The organism is Geomonas silvestris (assembly GCF_014193515.1).
GTDB classification, from domain to species: domain Bacteria; phylum Desulfobacterota; class Desulfuromonadia; order Geobacterales; family Geobacteraceae; genus Geomonas; species Geomonas silvestris.
This window is the reverse complement of sequence record NZ_BLXX01000001.1, coordinates 841339-859627: the sequence shown is the minus strand read 5'-3', so window position 1 is coordinate 859627 and position 18289 is coordinate 841339. Positions and strand designations below refer to the sequence as shown.

At 64.8% G+C, this 18289-nt stretch carries 15 protein-coding genes; 11 read left to right on the top strand and 4 right to left on the bottom strand.

Annotated features, from left to right (window positions below; genetic code table 11):
- The 3 genes from GMST_RS03645 to GMST_RS22540 all read left to right on the top strand — a co-directional run.
- Positions 1 to 1927 (top strand): CxxxxCH/CxxCH domain c-type cytochrome (locus GMST_RS03645; RefSeq protein WP_443093438.1); only part of this gene is annotated, 1927 nt, incomplete at its 5' end.
- A 75-nt stretch (positions 1928 to 2002) separates the two neighbouring features.
- On the top strand, positions 2003 to 2284 hold the full coding sequence (locus tag GMST_RS03640) for a hypothetical protein (protein WP_183353243.1): 282 nt from the start codon (positions 2003 to 2005) through the stop codon (positions 2282 to 2284).
- 42 nt (positions 2285 to 2326) lie between these two features.
- The gene (locus tag GMST_RS22540; protein ID WP_371873102.1) at positions 2327 to 2482 is read left to right on the top strand and encodes an FmdB family zinc ribbon protein; all 156 of its coding nucleotides are present in this window, start codon (positions 2327 to 2329) and stop codon (positions 2480 to 2482) included.
- 165 nt (positions 2483 to 2647) lie between these two features.
- Here GMST_RS22540 and modA read toward each other — a convergent pair whose 3' ends face one another.
- The 3 genes from modA to GMST_RS03625 all read right to left on the bottom strand — a co-directional run bounded on the left by modA (position 2648) and on the right by GMST_RS03625 (position 4486).
- Positions 2648 to 3391, bottom strand: coding sequence for a molybdate ABC transporter substrate-binding protein (gene modA, locus GMST_RS03635; protein ID WP_183353242.1), 744 nt, complete (start codon positions 3389 to 3391; stop codon positions 2648 to 2650).
- 305 nt (positions 3392 to 3696) lie between these two features.
- The gene (gene mobA / locus GMST_RS03630) at positions 3697 to 4287 is read right to left on the bottom strand and encodes a molybdenum cofactor guanylyltransferase (RefSeq protein WP_183353241.1); all 591 of its coding nucleotides are present in this window, start codon (positions 4285 to 4287) and stop codon (positions 3697 to 3699) included.
- Positions 4288 to 4297: 10 nt separating this feature from the next.
- Positions 4298 to 4486 (bottom strand): twin-arginine translocase TatA/TatE family subunit, encoded by a 189-nt coding sequence (locus GMST_RS03625; protein WP_183353240.1) that lies wholly within the window; start codon positions 4484 to 4486, stop codon positions 4298 to 4300.
- A 336-nt stretch (positions 4487 to 4822) separates the two neighbouring features.
- On the opposite strand from GMST_RS03625, the gene GMST_RS03620 reads away from it, so the two are divergent.
- The 3 genes from GMST_RS03620 (at position 4823) to GMST_RS03610 (ending at position 8898) form a co-directional block, all read left to right on the top strand.
- The gene (locus tag GMST_RS03620; RefSeq protein WP_183353239.1) at positions 4823 to 5800 is read left to right on the top strand and encodes a carboxypeptidase-like regulatory domain-containing protein; all 978 of its coding nucleotides are present in this window, start codon (positions 4823 to 4825) and stop codon (positions 5798 to 5800) included.
- Between the two features lie 317 nt (positions 5801 to 6117).
- Entirely contained in the window at positions 6118 to 7782 is a 1665-nt protein-coding gene (locus GMST_RS03615) for a methyl-accepting chemotaxis protein (protein ID WP_183353238.1), read from the top strand.
- 267 nt (positions 7783 to 8049) lie between these two features.
- Positions 8050 to 8898, top strand: a complete 849-nt coding sequence (locus GMST_RS03610) for a YitT family protein (RefSeq protein WP_183353237.1) — start codon at positions 8050 to 8052, stop codon at positions 8896 to 8898.
- Between the two features lie 96 nt (positions 8899 to 8994).
- Here GMST_RS03610 and GMST_RS03605 read toward each other — a convergent pair whose 3' ends face one another.
- Positions 8995 to 10677 (bottom strand): methyl-accepting chemotaxis protein, encoded by a 1683-nt coding sequence (locus GMST_RS03605; RefSeq protein WP_183353236.1) that lies wholly within the window; start codon positions 10675 to 10677, stop codon positions 8995 to 8997.
- A gap of 204 nt (positions 10678 to 10881) precedes the next feature.
- Between GMST_RS03605 and ppk1 the strand changes: the two genes are divergently transcribed.
- The 5 genes from ppk1 to nrfD all read left to right on the top strand — a co-directional run bounded on the left by ppk1 (position 10882) and on the right by nrfD (position 18271).
- The gene (gene ppk1 / locus GMST_RS03600; RefSeq protein ID WP_246399176.1) at positions 10882 to 13179 is read left to right on the top strand and encodes a polyphosphate kinase 1; all 2298 of its coding nucleotides are present in this window, start codon (positions 10882 to 10884) and stop codon (positions 13177 to 13179) included.
- A 31-nt stretch (positions 13180 to 13210) separates the two neighbouring features.
- On the top strand, positions 13211 to 14263 hold the full coding sequence (locus GMST_RS03595; RefSeq protein ID WP_183353235.1) for a uroporphyrinogen decarboxylase family protein: 1053 nt from the start codon (positions 13211 to 13213) through the stop codon (positions 14261 to 14263).
- Between the two features lie 638 nt (positions 14264 to 14901).
- The gene (locus GMST_RS03590; RefSeq protein ID WP_183353234.1) at positions 14902 to 16050 is read left to right on the top strand and encodes a hydrogenase small subunit; all 1149 of its coding nucleotides are present in this window, start codon (positions 14902 to 14904) and stop codon (positions 16048 to 16050) included.
- 2 nt (positions 16051 to 16052) lie between these two features.
- Complete coding sequence (gene hybA / locus GMST_RS03585; RefSeq protein WP_183353233.1) at positions 16053 to 17075, top strand: hydrogenase 2 operon protein HybA; 1023 nt, start codon at positions 16053 to 16055, stop codon at positions 17073 to 17075.
- Positions 17072 to 18271 (top strand): NrfD/PsrC family molybdoenzyme membrane anchor subunit, encoded by a 1200-nt coding sequence (nrfD, locus tag GMST_RS03580; RefSeq protein WP_183353232.1) that lies wholly within the window; start codon positions 17072 to 17074, stop codon positions 18269 to 18271. The genes hybA and nrfD overlap by 4 nt, the downstream gene beginning before the upstream one ends.
- Positions 18272 to 18289 lie beyond the last annotated feature (18 nt).

Genomic DNA, 18289 nt, shown 5'->3' with positions numbered 1-18289 from the left:
CAAAAACGCCACCAACGGCCACACCTTCGCCTCCGGCGCGTTGCCGGTCTGTGCCGGCTGCCACGGCACCTACCTTACCGAGGCGAGCCTCGCTGCGGATCGCGCTTCCTTCCAAAACGCTCTGGAGATCCTCAGGGCGCAGCTCGCCGCCCGGGGCATCGTGACGGCCTCCCTGGCCAACGGCTTCGCCAACACCAACTGGGGCTCCGGGGAGCAGGGGGCCAACACCATGGGAGCGGCCTTTAACTACGTGCTGCTGGACGGCGAGCCGGGGGCCTACGCCCACAACCCGATGTACGCGCGGCAGCTGGTGCTCGACTCCATCGATTACCTCGACAACGCCCAGTTCGACAACTCGGTCGCCACTCTCGCGATCCCCAACCTGGTCGCCGCGGGTGCGATCAGCCAGGCCGTGGCGGACGGCTTCGCAGGGTACCAGGCGAAGGAGAGCTGCACCACCTGCCACGGCGGCAGCGCGGCCAGCGCGACCCCGATGGCCACCGGGGGACACAGCGCGCACCTTACCCAGGCCTACGGCCCGGGGAACTACTTCGGTAACGGAGTCGACGCCTGCCAGAACTGCCACCTGTTCGACCCGGCGACCCACCTAAACGGCTCGGTCGATCTCGTTAACGGCGCGGGTTCCGCCTGTGCCGGTTGCCATCCGGGCGGGCTCCCCTCCTGGAGCGGCGGGCGGCTCTCCTGCACCTCCTGCCATGCCGCGCAGCCGTCGGTGCTGCCAAACGGTGTGGCCGCGCCGTACCAGGCGAGCTTCCAAGCGAAAGGGCACGGGCGTTACGCCGCGAGCAGCACCTGTACGGTATGCCACGATCAAAACAGCCGCCACATCTCCGGAACCCTCGGCTCCTACACCCGCCTGGCCATCTCCGGCAATGCCCTGTGCGCCTCCTGCCACAACGACGGCGCGGTGGTCGGCCCGGCGTTTCTCAACATGAGCAGCCACTTCACCGCCAAGGGGAGCGGCCAGAGCATGGGGTGCGCCGCCTGCCACGACCCCCATGGCAGCGGCAACCATTCCATGATCAGGTCGAGGATCAACGGCATCGCCATCAGCTTTACCAACAGCACCACGGGGCTGGTGGATCTGAACACCAACCTCGGGCTTTGCCAGGTTTGCCACACCCTGACCACCCACTTCCGCGCCGGGGTTCCCGAGGGGGGGCACCCGACCACCGGCTGCCTGAACTGCCACCGGCACAACGCGGCGGGGGGCGCCTTCAAGCCGTTTGGCAGCTGCGACGCCTGCCACGGCTATCCGCCGGTCCCGCGGCGTGCGGGGCTCAGCTTCGGCACCCTGAACAACTGGTCCGGCGCACGCTTCGAGTCCTATTCGGGCGGCGGCGGGGCGCACCTGTCGCACGTGGCGAAGACGGCCAAGGCCTCCCAGGGGTGGACCAACTGCACGCCGTGCCACAACGACGGTGCCGCGCGGCACGCGATGGTGCTCCCCGTCAAGAACCACCGGGAGAACGTGACCGTGTCGGTGGCTCCCCAGTACGGCTTCGGGGCAGCGCCGCAGTTCGATGCCGAGAAGAGCTGCTCCAACGTCTCCTGCCACGCGGTGAAGAGCGGCAGCTTCAGCTACTACTCGTACAACGCCGGAACCGACGAGTACGACCTGATCACGGTGAACTACGGCGGAGCGCAGCGGACCCCCGCCTGGAGCGCGACCGGCCAGCTGTGCGCGGCCTGCCACGGCAACCCGCCTTCCGACGGCAGGGTCTGGCACAGCGGCCGCCACGGCAACCAGGGGCCGACCTCGAGCTTTAACCAGTGCCAGCTGTGCCACCCCGACGCAAGCGGCGTGAACGGGCAGGGGACCACGATCACCAATCCGGCGCAGCACCGCAACGGCACTCTGGACGTGCAGGGGGCGTTCAAGACGACCTGCTTTGGCTGCCACTGACGGGTACCAAACCTGTCACCTTTGTCTGAACCCGTTGGGGCTTACTCCCGACAGCTACCTGAGGAGGGTGTCTGCATGAGACGCTACGCTAACATCATCATGTGGTTGGGTGTTCTTTGCTTATTGTTCCTGCTGGCGGTGGTCTGCGCCGCAGAGACGGTTCCCGGCGGGACGACTCTGGCCACCGAAAGCGAGGTCCCGTCGTTACCGCCCAGAGGAAAAGTCGTCAGCGATACGGCACCGCCCAAAGCGGTCGTGGGGATGATTTGGCTCGATACGACCAGCAACGTCGAGTACATTTTCGACGGCAGCAACTGGGTCCCCCATGCAGCCCCGGCCGATCTGCCGCAACAGTAGCTGCAGGTGAGGTGCGCCGTGCCCAGGTATTAGTTCCGTTGCCTGCCGCGCGGCACCCGGTTCGAGAAGCTGCAGAAGCCTGATACAGCGGAGCTTCCCAGCTGCCCCGTCTGCGGTGCGAGCGACGTCGAAAAGGTCCGGTCTCCCTTCGCCGCAACGGCACACAGCGGCAGCGCGAGGTGCACACCGATCGGCTGAAAGGCATAAAGGGCGCCGGTCCGGCGCTTCTTGGTACGGTCTTCGTCGCTCGCTTCGACACCTGGGAGCGGTACCGCGACGCTGCTCGCGGAAAAAAAGGGCCACGTCTTTGGACGTGGCCCTTTTTGCGTTCCTGGTGCCGAAGGTTCTCGGGGGAGCTTCCTCCTAGCGCGCCGCAAAGCCGTGCTTCGCCAGCACCGCCTTGCCCTCGCCGCCGTGCAGGAAGGCGAGGAAGCCGGCGGCATCGGCGTTTCTTACGCCGGAACCGGTAAGCGCCATCGGGTAGGTCACCTTGGGGTAGAGCTCCTGCGGGACCGTGAAGAGTATCCGAGCCTGTTTGGCCTGCAGCGCATCGGTGCGGTAGACGAAACCGCCGTCGACCTCCCCGCGCTCGGCGTACATGAGGCACTCGCGCACGTCGCGCGCCATGATCAGCTTCTTCTCGAGCTGCTTGTCGAGCCCCGCCTTCTTGAGGGCCTCCATGGCGTACTCGCCGGCAGGGACGCTCTTGGGGCTGCCGATGGCGATGCGCGCAAGGCGGGTGAGGTCCTTCAGCGAAGCGGCCTTGCCGGGCTGACCGGCGAAGACCAGGGTGTTGTAGGTGAAGGTGCCGATGCTTGCCGCATCAAGCAGCTTCTTTCCTTTCAGGTACTCCACCCATTCGACGTTTGCCGAGATGAAGATATCTGCCGGCGCGCCGCTTTCGATCTGCTTGGCGAGCTGGCCGGAGCCGCCGTAGTTCTTCAGGAACCTCACGCCGGGGTGCGACCTCGCGTAGCTGTCGGAGAGTTCGTTGATAACCTCCTTGAGGCTTGCCGCCACCGAGAGGTGGACCTCGCCCGCGAGGACCGGCGTCGCGGTGAGGGCGAGGCAGCAGAGGGCCAACAGACCTTTTAGCAGTGATTTCATGGGAGTGCTCCTTTCGTTTCTGCGGGGGTAGGTACTCTGTACCTCAGGCCGTGGCCGTTTAGGTCGTGGCCGCTCAGGTCACCTCGGGTGGGCCAGGTCAGGCACTGCAGGGCGTTGTGTATCTCGTTACATTACGCGTGCCAAATCGGCTCATGCCTCGGTCCCCGGCGCTACCTGCGCGGTTCTGCGCCGGAGTGCCGCCCCTTGTGCTCGGTGGGAGCTGATCGTTCGACCGGCAGGTGCCGCAAAAAGCGGCAGGCATGCTGCCTGCGGCAACGGCCTCGCTCGCCGGCCTGGCGCAGCACTCACCGGGCGATGCGTGCGTATTCCTCGGGGGTGTTCAGGTTCACGAATGCGGTCCCGGCCGGGTCGAGGCGGGAGAGCTCGTCGCCGGTAAGGTAGCGGACCTTGAGCTGCGGGTAGTAGGCGTAGGCGCAGAACTCGCCACGCTCGAGTTGCTCTTTGATGGGGCTTAGACAGCTTTTCGCGTAGAGCGCGAACAGCGGCTCGAAGCCGTGTGCGGTGCGGGGGACCACGGCGTCGAAGCCGTCGCGCAGGGCGCAGAGGCCCCTGAGGACCTCGAGGTTGGGATAGGCGAGATCGCAGGAGGCCACGAAGACGTAAGGGGTGTCGGCCTTGGAAAGCCCGGTGTACAGCCCCCCGAGGGAACTTCCCGGGAAACGGTCGGCCAGGACGGGAAGGTCGTAATCGGCGAAGCGCTCCTCCCGGTCCCCCACCAGGAGAACCCGGGAAAACTGGGACCGGAACAGCTCGAGTACCCCCTCGACGAGCGGCCGGCCGGAAAGGGGGAGGAACGCCTTGTCCCGTCCCATGCGGCGGCTCTTGCCACCCACCAGGATGACTCCGGTTACCTCCTCTCCCCAGGTTTCAGGCATAGCGATACTCTCACACCTTTTGGTCAGGCTTCTCGTCTTCTTTGGGATTGATGATCTTGCCATCCTCTTCGCTGGCCTTCTTGAAATTTCTGATTGCGCCCCCCAGCGAGGAGCCCAGTTGAGGAATCTTGCCCGGCCCGAAAATCACCAGCATGATGACCAAAAGTACGATGAGTTCCGGCATCCCGAATCCAAACATCTGGCACCTCCCCGTCTGACAGTGGTTTGCCTTGCGGCTCTCTGTTTATACCAAAGGGGTGGGGTGCTGTGCAAGGCGTTTTGGAGTTTTTTAAGGATAAGCTCTTCCCGGCAGCCGGCACGCTGGTGCAGAAACTGTCGGCATTGCCCGGAACGGTCTCGGTGAGGCTGCGGCGGGCGGCTTCCCAATGTGAACGATTCAGGTTTTGAATTGTTAGAAAATATTTACTTTCTGTTTCTTTGTGCTTTATTTTTACCTGGGCGCAGGGCGACCCGCAGTCAACCAGGAGCCGGAGGTCGCGCGGCGGCAACCGGCCACCTCACGAGGAGAACGGTCATGAGCGGATGCAGACAAGCGAAGGTAGTCATGCTGGCACTTATCGTTGCGCTGGTGGGAGGGTGTGGAGGCGGCGGTTCCTCTCCGGGGGGCGGTTCGGGGTACCAGATCGCCGGAAGCGTGCGTAGCGGGGGCTCGGGGGTATCCGGGGTCCAGGTGGCGCTGGGCGGTGCCGCGAGCCAGCTCGCCTTTACCAACTCAAGCGGCAACTACAGCTTTAACGGCCTGGGTAACGGCAGCTACACGGTCTCCGGCACCAAGAAGGACTACTCCTGCCTCCCCCGCAGCGAGAGCCTCACCGTTAACGGCGCCAACGTGGTCGCCCCCGCCATTTCGGCCACCCCCAACCCGCCGGTCTTCTACGTGGTCGACGACACGAACCACCTCGCCCGGCTGGACTTGAACGCGCAGAGCGTCCAGATCATCGGCGACACCCAGACCTTCCTCAACGACCTGGCCTTCGACACCGCCGGCAACCTGTACGGCATCTCGGGAGACCAGCTCTTCCGCATCGACGTGGCTACCGCCCAGGTCACCCCGGTGGGGGCCCTGGGGACCACCGATGCCACCTCGCTGGAGTTCAGCGCCAACGGTACCCTGTACACGGCCAACAACGCCCTCTACACCGTCAACTCGACGACCGGCCACGCCACCTTGCTGGGGAGCGGCGGCGACATCCACTACAAGTCGAGCGGCGACCTGGTCTTCCTGGGGAACCAGCTCTTCCTTACCTCCATTTTCAACAGCTCCAGTAACGCCCTGGTGAGGCTCAACCCGGCAACCGGGGTGGCGACGCTTGTCGGCACCATAGGTTTCTCGGACGTTTTCGGCCTCTCCACCAACGACCAAATGACCCTGTACGGGTTCAGCGGCACCAAGGTGCTCAAAATCGATCCTGATACCGGGCGGGGAAACCTGGTCTGGGATACCCTGGGCGCCGGCGGGCTCACCTCCATAAACGGAGCTGCGGCACGCTGACGGCTCGCTTGACGCTGCAGTAAAACGAACGCGGCCGGATCCCCCGATCCGGCCGTTTTTTCGTCTCAATTCCGCCAAAACTGCTCTTTGTTTTGAGGAGTAAAACGTGTATCGGAAGATCGGCTACCTCAACCGAGAAAAAAGCTAAAGAATACCCCCGGGGTTCCGATAGGTCTTTGGTAAAGTAGATCTCATCAATCGTGCCGAGCGATGCGCTTGTTTTAAAACGGCGGCGGGTTTCCGCCGTCTTCCAGCACAGGCTTCCGGAAGCTGAGCGCGGGTGCCTGCGGGTCCGCAGAAGGAGAAAGGAGACAGCCATGAAGTGGTTCTACAACCTGCCGGTTTCGGCGAAACTGTTGTCCGGGTTCATTGCGGTGGCGCTGATAGCGGGCGGTATCGGCTACCTCAGCATCACCAAGCTGAGCGTCCTCGAAGCCAACGGAGAGGAGCTCTTCCAGCACAACACCAAGCCCCTGGGCGACCTGCTCGACGTCTCGACTGATTTTCAGAAGCAGCGTAACTACCTGCGCGACCTGGTGCTGGACCGCACGGCCGAGGAACGCACCAAGCATCTGGCGGCGCTGAAGGAGTTGGACAAGCAGATCCGCGAGTCGCTCAAGCTCGTAGAGGAGCAGGCGCGGACGCCGGAACTTAAGAAGGCCGTCGCCGCGGTCACCGGGACACTCGCGGGCTTGGACCCGGTGGCCCAGAAGATCGCGGGGTTCGCCCAGGCCGGGAAGAGCGAGGAGGCGTTCAAGGTGCTGCGCGACCCGGCAAGCGCCCAGGTAGTGAAGGCGATCGACGACGCCATCCAGAACCTCTCGGATGTCGAGGTAAGCCACGCCAAACAGAAAAACGACCTGAACGTGGCGACCGGCAGGGCCGCGGTCCGGCTCACCGTCTTCATGGTGCTGGGCGGGGTCTTCCTGGCCATCGCCCTCGGCATCGTGCTCTCCCGGCTGGTCAGCGTGCCGCTCAAAAAAGGGGTGGAGTTCGCGGCGGCAGTGGCCGGCGGCGACCTGACCCAGAAGATCGACCTCGACCAGCAGGACGAGGTGGGGAAGCTGGTGGCGGCCATGAACCTCATGGTCGAGAAGCTGCGCGAGATCGTCACCGAGGTGAAAGCGGCGACCGACAACGTTGCTGCCGGGAGCCAGGAGCTCTCCTCCGGTTCCGAGGAGATGTCCCAGGGGGCGAGCGAGCAGGCGGCGGCCGCTGAGGAGGTCTCCTCGAGCATGGAGCAGATGACCTCCAACATCAGGCAGAACGCCGACAACGCGATACAGACCGAGAAGATCGCGACCAAGTCGGCGGCCGACGCGCGCGAGGGTGGTAGCGCGGTGCAGGAGACGGTGGTCGCCATGAAGGAGATCGCCGGCAAGATCAACATCATCGAGGAGATCGCCCGGCAGACCAACCTCCTGGCCCTGAACGCCGCCATCGAGGCGGCCCGCGCCGGCGAGCACGGCAAGGGGTTCGCGGTGGTGGCGAGCGAGGTGAGAAAGCTTGCCGAGCGGAGCCAGAAGGCCGCGGCGGAGATCTCAGAGCTCTCTGCCCACTCGGTGGGGGTCGCGGTGCGGGCCGGGGAGCTTTTGGCCAGCATGGTGCCCGACATCCAGCGCACCGCCGACCTGGTCCAGGAGATCAGCGCCTCGAGCAAGGAGCAGGACAGCGGGGCGGTCCAGATCAACAAGGCGATCCAGCAACTCGACCAGGTGATCCAGTCCAACGCCGGAGCCTCGGAGGAGATGTCCTCGACCGCCGAGGAGCTCGCTTCCCAGGCCGAGCAGCTGCAGAGCACCATCTCCTTCTTCAAGGTAGAGGAGCGGCACGCTCCCCGGTCGACCGCCAAGCCCAAGGGCGCGGTGCGGCCCAAGCTGAGCCAGGCGAAGCTCCCGGTGGGCGAGGCGGCGCTGCCGCGTGCGGCGGGGGCAAGCCTCAGCCTCGACGCCGGCAGCGACGAAGCCTTCGAGAAGTACTGAGCCACCTCCCGGGGGGGCGCTCCCTGCGCCTCCCCGCACTCCCACCCCTTTCCCCAAAGCCGCACTGCCACTCCAACACCCCATGCCGACGAACCGACGCAGGTCGGGAACTGAGCTCTTCACCGGAAGCTCTCCTGCACGGCCCAGCGTCCCGTCAAGGAGCCGCCCTGTCGCCCGGTTCGAAATCTTGTCGACAGCGTCCGTTTTTTGAGTAATATGGGGGGCCGTGCACCCCATACCTCCACGCAGAGCGAGCACACGAGCCCGATGAAAAACCTCATCTCCGAAGCTAAAAACACCCTCCTGATCCTGCTCGGCATCCTCTCCGCCGGGATGGGGATCAAGGGCTTCCTCCTCTCCAGCCACTTCATCGACGGCGGGGTCACCGGCGTCTCGATGCTGCTCGCATCGGTGCTCGGCTATCCGCTCGCGCTCCTGGTCCCGCTCATCAATCTCCCCTTCATCGCCCTGGGCTACCGGCAGATCGGCTGGAAGTTCGCCCTGAAGAGCACCCTGGCGATCGCCGGTCTCGCGCTCTGCCTCGCCTTCCTGGACTACCCCGACGTCACCCCGGACCTCCTTTTGACCTCGGTGTTCGGCGGGCTCTTCATCGGCGCGGGGATCGGGCTCGCCATCCGGGGCGGGGCGGTGTTGGACGGTACCGAGATCGCGGCACTCCTCATCAGCAAGAACAGCCACCTCCTCAAGGTGGGGGACGTCATCCTGATCCTGAACATCTTCATCTTCTCGGCGGCCGCCTTCTTCCTCGGAATCGACAAGGCGCTCTACTCGGTGCTTACCTACCTCGCCGCCTCGAAGACCGTCGACTTCCTGATCCACGGCATCGAGGAGTACACCGCCATCATCGTGATGTCCGAGCAAAGCGACCAGATCCGCGAGGCGATCGTCCGGCTCTTGAACCGCGGGGTGACCATCTACCAGGGGCGGGGTGGCATGACCGGGAACCCGATCAACATCCTCTACTGCGTGGTGACCCGGCTGGAGATCGGGCGGGTGCGGGCGGTGGTGCAGGAGATCGACCCGGCGGCCTTCGTGGTGGTGCACCCGCTGGCCGACGCCTCGGGGGGGATCATCAAGAAGACCGCGGTGCATTGAGCCCGGGGGGGGCCGCCCACGGGATGCCGGACGTGAAAAGGGCGCCTTGAGGGCGCCCTTTTTGTTGGGGAAAAGCCTGGGGAAGCGGCCGGAAGGCTAGCCGCGGAAGCGGCGCACCAGCCCCTCGAGGTCGCCCGAGAGCCCGGTGAGCGCTGCCGCGGCCCCCTCGATCTCCCGGGAGTTCTGCACCCCCAGCTGCACCGTCCCCGAGATCTGCTGCAGGCTGTCGCTGATCTCGCGGGTGGTGGCCGACTGCTCCTCGGCGGCGGTGGCGATCTGGTTGATCTGCTGGGTCACCTCGACGATGCGGCGCTGGATCTCCTCCAACGCATTTCCGGAGCGGGCGGCCTCGAGCGTCCCGGAATGCACCTCCTGGACCCCCTGTTCCATCGCCTGCACGGCCTGCCGGGTCTCGGCCTGGATGCTGCGGATCATCTGGCTGATCTCGTGGGTGGCCTTGGTGGTGCGGTCCGCCAGGGCGCGCACCTCGTCGGCGACTACCGCGAAACCGCGTCCCTGCTCGCCGGCCCGGGCCGCCTCGATGGCGGCGTTCAGGGCCAGAAGGTTCGTCTGGTCGGCGATGTCCTCGATGGTCGCCACGATGCTCCCGATCTGGTCGCTTCTCACCCCGAGCTGCTCCACCACCGCCGCGGAGTGCTGCACCCTTTCCGCGATCCGCTCCATCCCCTCTACGGTGTTCTGGACGATGTGCGCCCCTTCCTGGGCGGTCTGGCTCGCCAGGTCGGAGTTCTGGGCGGCCAGGTGGCAGTTGCTGGCGATGTCCAGGGAGGTGGCTGCCATCTCCTCGCTGGCGGTCGCCGCGGTGTTCGCCTGACCCACGATGGCGTCGGTGGAGTTTGCCATCTGGTGCGCGTTGCCGTTGAGCTGCACGGCGGAGACCGAGATGGCCTGGGAACCTTCGTTGACCTGGTGCATCACCTGGCGCAGCTGCTCCACCATCTGGCGCATGGCGCCGTAGATGCCGCCGCGCTCCGCCTCGAAGCGGTGGCTCAAGTTACCCTGGGCCACCTCTTCGGCGATCCGGGCGAGTTCCGCCGGCTCGGTGCCGATCTGGCGCAAGAGCCGCCGCGCCACCAAAACCGATCCGAGCGAGGTGACGACGAGCATGGCGAGGACCGCCGCGATCATCAGGTAGACCTGGCGCTGGTGCAGCTCCTCGTGGACGAGGGCCGCCTTCTGCACCTTCCGGCTCAGGTCGTCCACGTAGTTGCCGGTCCCCACCACCCAGCCAAAGGGCTTGAAGAGCTGGGAGTAGCCGCGCTTGGGCTGCGGTTCGGTCTCGCCCGCCTTGGGGAACCAGTAGTCGGTGAAGCCGCCGCCGGCCACCCCCTGCTTGATGATCTCCTGGATCAGGTATTTACCCTTGGCGTCCTTGGTGTTGAGGCGGTTGGTCCCCTCGACCGGCTTGCCCAAAAGGACCACGTTCACCCCTTCGGTGGTGTCGGCCCAGAAGTAGCCGCTCTCCCCGTACTTCATGCCGCGCAACAGGTCGGCGCCCACCTTGCGCGCCGCCTCGGGGGTGAGCTCGTTACGCTGCTCCATGTCGGCGACCTTCTGCAGCATCGAGATGGCCGACTGGACCTGGCTCTTCGCCTGGCTGTCAAAATCGGCGAACAGGGACTGTCGGTAAGACTCCATGAAGCCCTTGTAGGACGTATTGTATTGGGTGAGCGCAATGGCGCTTACTACCAGCGCCGTTCCGATACTGCTAAAGAGAACCAGGCAAAGTACCTTGGCTCCGAATCCCATCTTACCCATTGCTCTCTCCTTTTTGGTGCGTACTATTGGGCAGTACTGCTGCAGTTATCGGACGAAGCGGCTGGAAACTGTAGAGTGTTTAATGTTATAGTTGATTCATCTCGTCGGGCGGAATCTGACACAGGCTTGCCGTCCCGGCGCAAGCTGGTAGTATTCAGGGGCTGTAACTATCGACGCGAGGGCCCTGGGGTCCGGGAGAATACGATGGAAGATCGTCCGCTCAAACTGGTGCAACCGCTCACCCGGCAGGAAAACCCCGCAGAAGCGCCTCCTGCCCCGGCTGCCGGCAAGGCGGCTGGTCCGGGGAAACCCGCGGCCAAGGCAGAAAAGGGGAAGGCGGGAAAGGGGAAGCCCGTCAAGAAAAAGGGGAAGGCGCACCCGGCGCAAAACGAGCCGGAGAGCCCCTTCGACCTGAGCGAAAGCCAGTGGTACTTAAACCGCGAGCTCACCTGGCTCGAATTCAACCGGCGCGTCCTGAACGAGGCGCTGGACGAGCGCACCCCGCTTCTCGAGAGGCTTAAGTTCGTCGCCATCGTGGCCTCCAACATCGACGAGTTCGTCATGAAGCGGATCGGCGGCCTGAAGCAGCAGATCGGCGCGGGCTTAAACGAGCTCACCCTGGACGGGCGCACCCCGCGCCAGCAGGTCTTCGAGTGCCACCTCTCCATCCGCGAGCTGCACGCCCGCGAGCGCGAGGCCTTCGCGAACCTGCGCCTTCTCCTGGAGCAGAAGGGGGTCGTCATCGAGAGCTGGGCGAGCCTCACCCCGAAGGAAAAAAAGCACCTGCGCGAGCACTACTACGCGAACATCTATCCGCTTTTGACCCCGCAGTCCATCGACCCGGCGCACCCGTTCCCCTTCATCTCCAACCTCTCCTTGAACCTCCTGGTGACCCTGCGCTACCCCAAGGCCCGCGAGTCCTCGCTGGCCCGGGTCAAGGTGCCGGTGGGGCTTGGGAGCCCGCGCTTCATCCGGGTAGGGAAGGGGGACCACTTCATCCCGCTGGAAGAGGTGATGATGCACAACCTGGACATGCTCTTTCCGGGGATGCAGATCCTCTCCTGCGAGATCTTCCGGGTGACCCGCAACGCCAACACCGAGAAGGACGAGGAGGAGGCGGACGACCTGATGGCGATGATCGAGAGCGAGCTCAAGGAGCGGCGCTTCGCCCCCATCGTGCGCCTGGAGATCGGCGCCGGGATGGAGCCGCTGCACCGCGGCAGGCTCGCCGCCGAGCTGGAACTCGACGAGGAAAACGACGTCTTCGAGGTCCCCGGCATGCTCGCCATGCGCGACCTCTTCGAGCTGACCCGGCTCGACTACCCGCGCCTGCACGACCCGGCGCACCACCCGATCGACCACCCGCTGCTGCTCACCAGCCGCAACATCTTCCACACCATCCGCGACGCCGGCTCGCTTTTGCTGCAGCACCCCTACGTCTCGTTTGCCACCTCGGTGGAGCGCTTCCTGCGCGAGGCGGCTACCGATCCCAAGGTGCGCGCCATCAAGATGACCCTCTACCGCACCTCCACCCAAAGCCGCATCATCGACTCGCTGCTGCTGGCGGCGCAAAACGGCAAGCAGGTCGCGGTGGTGGTGGAGTTGAAGGCGCGCTTCGACGAGGCGACCAACATCCGCCTGGCCGAGCAGATGGAGGAGGCGGGGATCCATGTGACCTACGGGGTGGTGGGGCTTAAGACCCACTGCAAGGTGATCCTGGTGGTCAGGCAGGACTACCAGGGGCTCAGGCGCTACGTGCACCTCGGCACCGGCAACTACCACGCGGAGACGGCGCGCATCTACTCGGACCTGGGGCTTTTGACCTGCGACGAGACGATCGGCCAGGACATAACCGAGCTCTTCAACTACCTGACCACCGGCTTCCTGGCGCGGCGCACCTACCAGGCGATCTTCCCGGCCCCCAAGCTTTTGAAGAAGGCCCTTTTGGAGCGGATCGAGCGCGAGGTGGCGCTGAACCGGGCCCAGGGCGGGGGGCTCATTCAGTTCAAGATGAACGCGCTGGAGGACGGCGACATCGTGAAGGCCCTCTACCGCGCCTCCCAGGCGGGGGTGAAAATCGACCTCTACGTGCGCGACACCTGCCGCTTACGGCCCGGGATCCCCGGGCTTTCGGAGCAGATCCGGGTGGTGAGCATCGTGGGGCGCTTTTTGGAGCACGCGCGGATCTACTACTTCAGAAACGGCGGCGCCGAGGAGTACTTCATCTCTTCCGCTGACGCCATGAAGCGCAACCTCGAGGCACGGGTGGAGATCCTCTGCCCGGTCACCGCGCCGGAATTGACCGGCGAGATCCGGCAGGCCTTCGAGACCTACGACGCCGACCACCGCTCCGCCTGGGACATGCTCCCGGACGGCAGCTACCTGCAGCGTCACCCGGCCGAGGGTGAGCCCACCGAGGGGACCCACCAGATGCTGATCGCCCAGGCCGCCAAGAGGCTCAAGGACTCGCTCAAGGAGAAGAAGAAACTTCCCCTGCACTGACCCTTGCGCGGCGACGCCTCCAGGAGCCCGGATGAACCCCTACCAGCGCGTGCAGAACGCCCTCACCATGGACCCCGTGGACCGGGTCCCGGTCGTCCCCCTGTTGGGGGCCTACGGCGCCCGGCTCACCCGGGTCGCGCTGCGCACCCTCTTCAGCTCGGCCGAGGCCTACCTCGCCGGCCAAAAGGCCCTGCAGGCTCAGTTCGGCTTCGACCTGGTGCTCGCCCCCTTCGATTTCAGCGCCTTCGCCGAGGCCTGCGGAGGGGAGGTGGCCTGGCACGAGGCGCAGGTCCCCAACACGAGCCGCCCCCCTTTCAGTCGCCCCGCCGAGGCGCTCGGACACCCGCTCCCCGATCCGCGCCTGACCGGCAGGCTCCCGGTCTTCCTGGAAACCACCCGCCGCCTCGCCGAGCTCTACCGGGGGAGGGTCCCGGTCGTCGCCGCGGTCCCCGGCCCCTGCATCTTCCCCGCGCTGCTCTTTGGCCTGGACCGCTGGATCGAGATCCTGCTCTTCAACGAGGAGGAGGCCCGGCGCCTTTTGACGCACACCGCCCCCTTATTCCTCGCATGGTCCCGGGCGCTTCTGGAGGCGGGGGCGGACTACCTCGTGGTCCAGGAAGGAATGGCCGTTTCGGAGGTGGCGCCGCGCAGCCTCTTCGTGACCCAGTTCCTCCCCCACCTGCTCGACATGTTCCACGAACTCAAGGCGCCCGTGTTTCTGAGCGGCACCGGCGGCTCGCTGAACCACAACCTCGACCTGCTCGCCGGCCTCCCCGGCCTGCTCGCCGTCTGCCCCGGAACGAGGGACGACCTCGCCCGGGCCCGCGAACTCGCCGGACCCCAACTCCCCATCGTCGGGAACCTGGACGGCCACCTGCTGCCGGGCCTCACCCCGGACCAGGTGCGCCAGGCCGGCCTCGACTCCCTGAAGCGCTGCGCGCCCGCCGGCCCCTTCCTCCTCGGCACGGCCGGGGCCGACCTCCCGCTTGCCACCCCGCCCGTCAACCTGAGGGCGCTCAAGGAGGCGGCAGAGCGGTTCGAGGCCGAGGCAAGCTACCTGAACGCCGCAGATCTCGTTTTATAAATCCCCTCCGCTCTCGCTGCTATCTTCACGCCTGTTCCCGGTAAAACTAATGTGCTTTATCTGCGCTACCCCTTTTTGACCGACCGGCACCGGGGAGCGCGCCTTTTTTTCTCATGAAGGGGCCTTCGCACGGCTTCGGGCGGCTCCCGCAGGTCCCGTGCTAAACACTGGGTAAAATTGAGAAAACCTCCCCGGATTGCCGACAGGGACACAGCGCCAAAAAAAATGAAAAAAAGCTCCTTACATCTCTTGACATTGTATACATTGGGATAGAATTAATTAGTGTGAGCCCAGCACTTCGCTCATCGATTTTTTTTGTTTTACTTCCACCACTTCCTGTTTCATTTCCGATGCCGGCGTCAGACAGCGCTTCCCGGTCCCCTGAAACTGCCTGCCCCCGCCGCTCCCTATAGACTTCTCCCGTACCTTGACAACCCATCGCGGAGCACCGGATCCCCATCCGCTGTTCCGCCCTAATACCACCCTGGCGGAACGCGCTCCGGCTGCAGGAGTGTGTCCGCATTCTGAAAACGTGACCTTGAGCAGCCAAAGGAGGTGAATCGCATCGAAATTCCGGAACTCGGCTTCGCATTAGGCCAGGATGGTAGAGATCATCACTGTTTTGATCGGAGGGAATTATGGAGACAGATGCGTTTGCAACAGTTGGTCGCCAATTGGGAGGGATCTCCCGAAGGGATTTCATCAAGTTCTGCACGGTGCTCGCCGCAGGGATGGGGCTGCCGCTTTCCGCCGGTGCCCGCATCGCCGAAGCCGTAGTCACCGCCAAACGTCCGCCGGTGATCTGGCTCTCCTTCCAGGAGTGCACCGGCTGCGTCGAGTCGCTGCTTCGCTCCAGCCACCCCACACTGGAACACCTGCTTCTTGACCTCATCTCGCTTGACTATTCCGAGACGCTCAGTGCCGCGGCGGGTCACCAGGTGGAAGAGGCCAAGGCCGACTCCATCAAGGCCAACAAGGGGCGCTTCATCCTGGTGGTGGACGGCGCGATTCCCACCAAGGACAACGGGATCTACTGCAAGATCGCCGGCAAGACCGCCCTCGAGATCCTCAAGGAGACGGCGCCCCACGCCGGGGCCGTCATCGCCATGGGCTCCTGCGCCTCCTGGGGCGGTGTGGCAGCCGCCGGAAGCAACCCCACCGACGCCGTCGGTATCGTCGAATTGCTCCCGAAGCAGAAGGTGGTCACCATCCCGGGATGCCCGCCCAACCCCTACAACCTTTTATCCACCGTCCTCTACTACATCACCTTCAAGAAGCTCCCGGAGCTCGACGAGAAGGGGCGCCCCAAGTTCGCCTACAGCCGGATCATCCACGAGAACTGCGAGCGCCGGCCGCACTTCGACGCAGGCCGCTTCGCCCAGCAGTTCGGCGACGACCTGCACCGACGGGGTGCCTGTCTCTACAAGCTCGGCTGCAAAGGGCCTGAGACCTATGCAAACTGCCCGACCGTGCTCTTCGGCGAGACCGGTGCCGGCACCTGGCCGGTGGGGATCGGACATCCCTGCTTTGGCTGCACCGAGCAGAAGGTAGGTTTCCAGACGCCGCTTTTCACCCTCGCCAACATCAAGGAACTCTCCCCGCCGGTCTTCTTCTCGGAGGCATTCCCCGACAAGTCCGGGATCTCTTCGGGGATCAAGGTGCTTGCCGCCGGTACTGCCGGAATGGCGATCGGCGTGGGCGGTACCGCCGCCCTGGCCGCCCTCAAACGCAGCGATGCTGACGACGAGGGTGACGAGAAGGGGCGGGGCGACGGCAAGGAGGTGTAGTCATGGCGATATCAAGACGCAAGTTCGTGAAGATCGTCGCCGGCACCGGAGGCGCCCTGGTCGCTTCAGGCACCCCCCTGGCTCCCCTCGCCCAGGCTCAACTCTCGACGGAGCTTCCCCCGCAGGCGACCGGTATCCTCTACGACGCGACTCTCTGCGTCGGCTGCAAGGCCTGCATGTCGAAGTGCAAGGCCGAAAACAACGTCCCCGGAGGCGCACTCTACAAAAAGGGGAGGAGTACGCCCCCCTACGAGAAAGGGAACCTCGAGGCCAACAACGGGATCTGGGACGCCCCGCGGGAGCTCTCCGGCGACACGCTCAACATCGTGAAGCTGTACAAAAACGGCAGCGCCGAGGTGAAGGACCGCGCCGTCAACGGCTACGCCTTCTTCAAGCAGCAGTGCCTGCACTGCATCTCGCCGGCCTGCGTGTCGGTCTGTCCGGCCGGGGCCTTCCGCAAGGACCCGGAGAACGGGGCCGTTTACTACCTGGCCGAGCGCTGCATCGGCTGCCGCTACTGCCAGCTCGCCTGCCCCTTCGGGGTGCCGCGCTACGAGTGGGACTCCGCCTGGCCCGAGGTGAGGAAATGCCAGCTCTGCAGGCACCGCCAGGAGAAGGGGGGGATCGCGGCCTGTGCCGAGGCCTGCCCGACCGGGGCCACCATCTTCGGGAAGGTGGTCGATCTGCGCGAGGAGGCCAAGAGACGGCTTGCGCTGCGTCCGGGCGAGGAGTACCGCTACCCGATCCAGGTGGTCGGCTCCAAGGACTGGACCCTGCGCGGCGCGGCCCACTACGTCGCCCAGATCTACGGGTTGAAAGAGGCCGGCGGGACCCAGAACATCATGCTCTCCGGTATCTCCTTCGAGCTTTTGGGGTTCAAGAACAACATCCCGAACTACGATCTTCCCCGCCTTACCTGGGCCTACATCTCCAAAGTCCTCTGGGTGTTCTTCTGGGTCTTCGCCACCGGCACTGCCACCTACCAGATCACCCACCGGAAGAAGGATAAGGAGGGGCAATCATGATCGACATGACACGCTACGCAGGACAGACCGCCGGGACCCTCCTGAACCGGCTCTTGGACGACTCGGTCAGCAGGCACCTCGGCATCAAGCTCGACACCCCCTTGACCCGCGTCATGCTCTCGCTGATAGCGCTTGCCGCGGTGGTCGCAGGATACCGCCTGGTGTTCGGTATCGGGGCGGCCAGCAACCTGAACGACCAGTGGCCCTGGGGGCTCTGGATCGGTTTCGACGTCCTGGGCGGGGTGGCCATGGCGGCCGGGGCCTTCATGATCGCCGGCGCGGTCTACATCCTCAACTGGAAGAAGTACAAGTGCATCGCCCGCGCCTCCATCCTGAACGCCTTCTTCGGCTACCTGTTGGCGGCCATCTCCATCACCCTCGACGTCGGTCGCTCCCTGGTCATCTGGCACCCCCTGGTGATGTGGCAGATCAACTCGATCATGTTCATCGTCGCCTTGCACCTGGTGCTCTACCTGAGCACGCTCGCCACCGAGTCGAGCCCGATGGTCCTGGAAAAGCTCGGCTGGCAGCGCGCCCTGGACGGGGTGCACCGGATCATGGTGGGGGCCGTCATGTTCGGGGTGGCGCTCTCGCTCTTGCACCAGTCCTCCCTGGGGGCGAACTACCTGATCGTGCCGGGGAAACTCTCGCCGCTTTGGTACAACAAACACCTCCCCTACCAGTTCCTGGCGTCCGCGCTGATGATGGGGTTCTCCATGGTGAGCTTCGAGACGATCCTCACCGGCAAGGTCTTCAAGCACTCGGTTCCCTTCGACGTGATCAAGGGGCTGGCCCGGGGGATCATGATCGTCGGAAGCTTCTACCTGGTCTTCAAGCTCTTCGAACTGGTGCAGGGGCCGGGTCTCCTGGCCCCCTTCGACGGAAGCCTGGAGGGTGGGATGTGGCTTCTTGAGATGGCAGTTGGGGTCGTGCTCCCGCTGTTACTCCTGGCGCTTCCCAGCGTGCGCCGCAACCGGAACAAGCTTTTTGCGGTGGACATCCTGGTCATCTTCGGCGTGCTGTTCAACAGGCTCAACGTCTGCATTTTCGGGGTGGCCCGCTACAACACCGCGTTCGGGGGGGACTACTTCCCATCTGCCATGGAATGGATCCTGACCCTGGGGATGATCGCCTTCGCGGTTCTCGGCTTCAAGCTCTGCGCGAAGTACCTGAACCTCTTCCCCGAGCCGCATTAGAGGCAGGGATTAAAGGCA

Coding starts and splice junctions, on each gene's coding strand:
- GMST_RS03625 (WP_183353240.1), bottom strand. CDS start 4,486: ATGTTTGGATTCGGGATGCCGGAACTCATCGTACTTTTGGTCATCATG.
- ppk1 (WP_246399176.1), top strand. CDS start 10,882: ATGGAAGATCGTCCGCTCAAACTGGTGCAACCGCTCACCCGGCAGGAA.
- mobA (WP_183353241.1), bottom strand. CDS start 4,287: ATGCCTGAAACCTGGGGAGAGGAGGTAACCGGAGTCATCCTGGTGGGT.
- nrfD (WP_183353232.1), top strand. CDS start 17,072: ATGATCGACATGACACGCTACGCAGGACAGACCGCCGGGACCCTCCTG.
- GMST_RS03595 (WP_183353235.1), top strand. CDS start 13,211: ATGAACCCCTACCAGCGCGTGCAGAACGCCCTCACCATGGACCCCGTG.
- modA (WP_183353242.1), bottom strand. CDS start 3,391: ATGAAATCACTGCTAAAAGGTCTGTTGGCCCTCTGCTGCCTCGCCCTC.
- GMST_RS03620 (WP_183353239.1), top strand. CDS start 4,823: ATGAGCGGATGCAGACAAGCGAAGGTAGTCATGCTGGCACTTATCGTT.
- GMST_RS03610 (WP_183353237.1), top strand. CDS start 8,050: ATGAAAAACCTCATCTCCGAAGCTAAAAACACCCTCCTGATCCTGCTC.
- GMST_RS03590 (WP_183353234.1), top strand. CDS start 14,902: ATGGAGACAGATGCGTTTGCAACAGTTGGTCGCCAATTGGGAGGGATC.
- GMST_RS03615 (WP_183353238.1), top strand. CDS start 6,118: ATGAAGTGGTTCTACAACCTGCCGGTTTCGGCGAAACTGTTGTCCGGG.
- GMST_RS03605 (WP_183353236.1), bottom strand. CDS start 10,677: ATGGGTAAGATGGGATTCGGAGCCAAGGTACTTTGCCTGGTTCTCTTT.
- GMST_RS03640 (WP_183353243.1), top strand. CDS start 2,003: ATGAGACGCTACGCTAACATCATCATGTGGTTGGGTGTTCTTTGCTTA.
- hybA (WP_183353233.1), top strand. CDS start 16,053: ATGGCGATATCAAGACGCAAGTTCGTGAAGATCGTCGCCGGCACCGGA.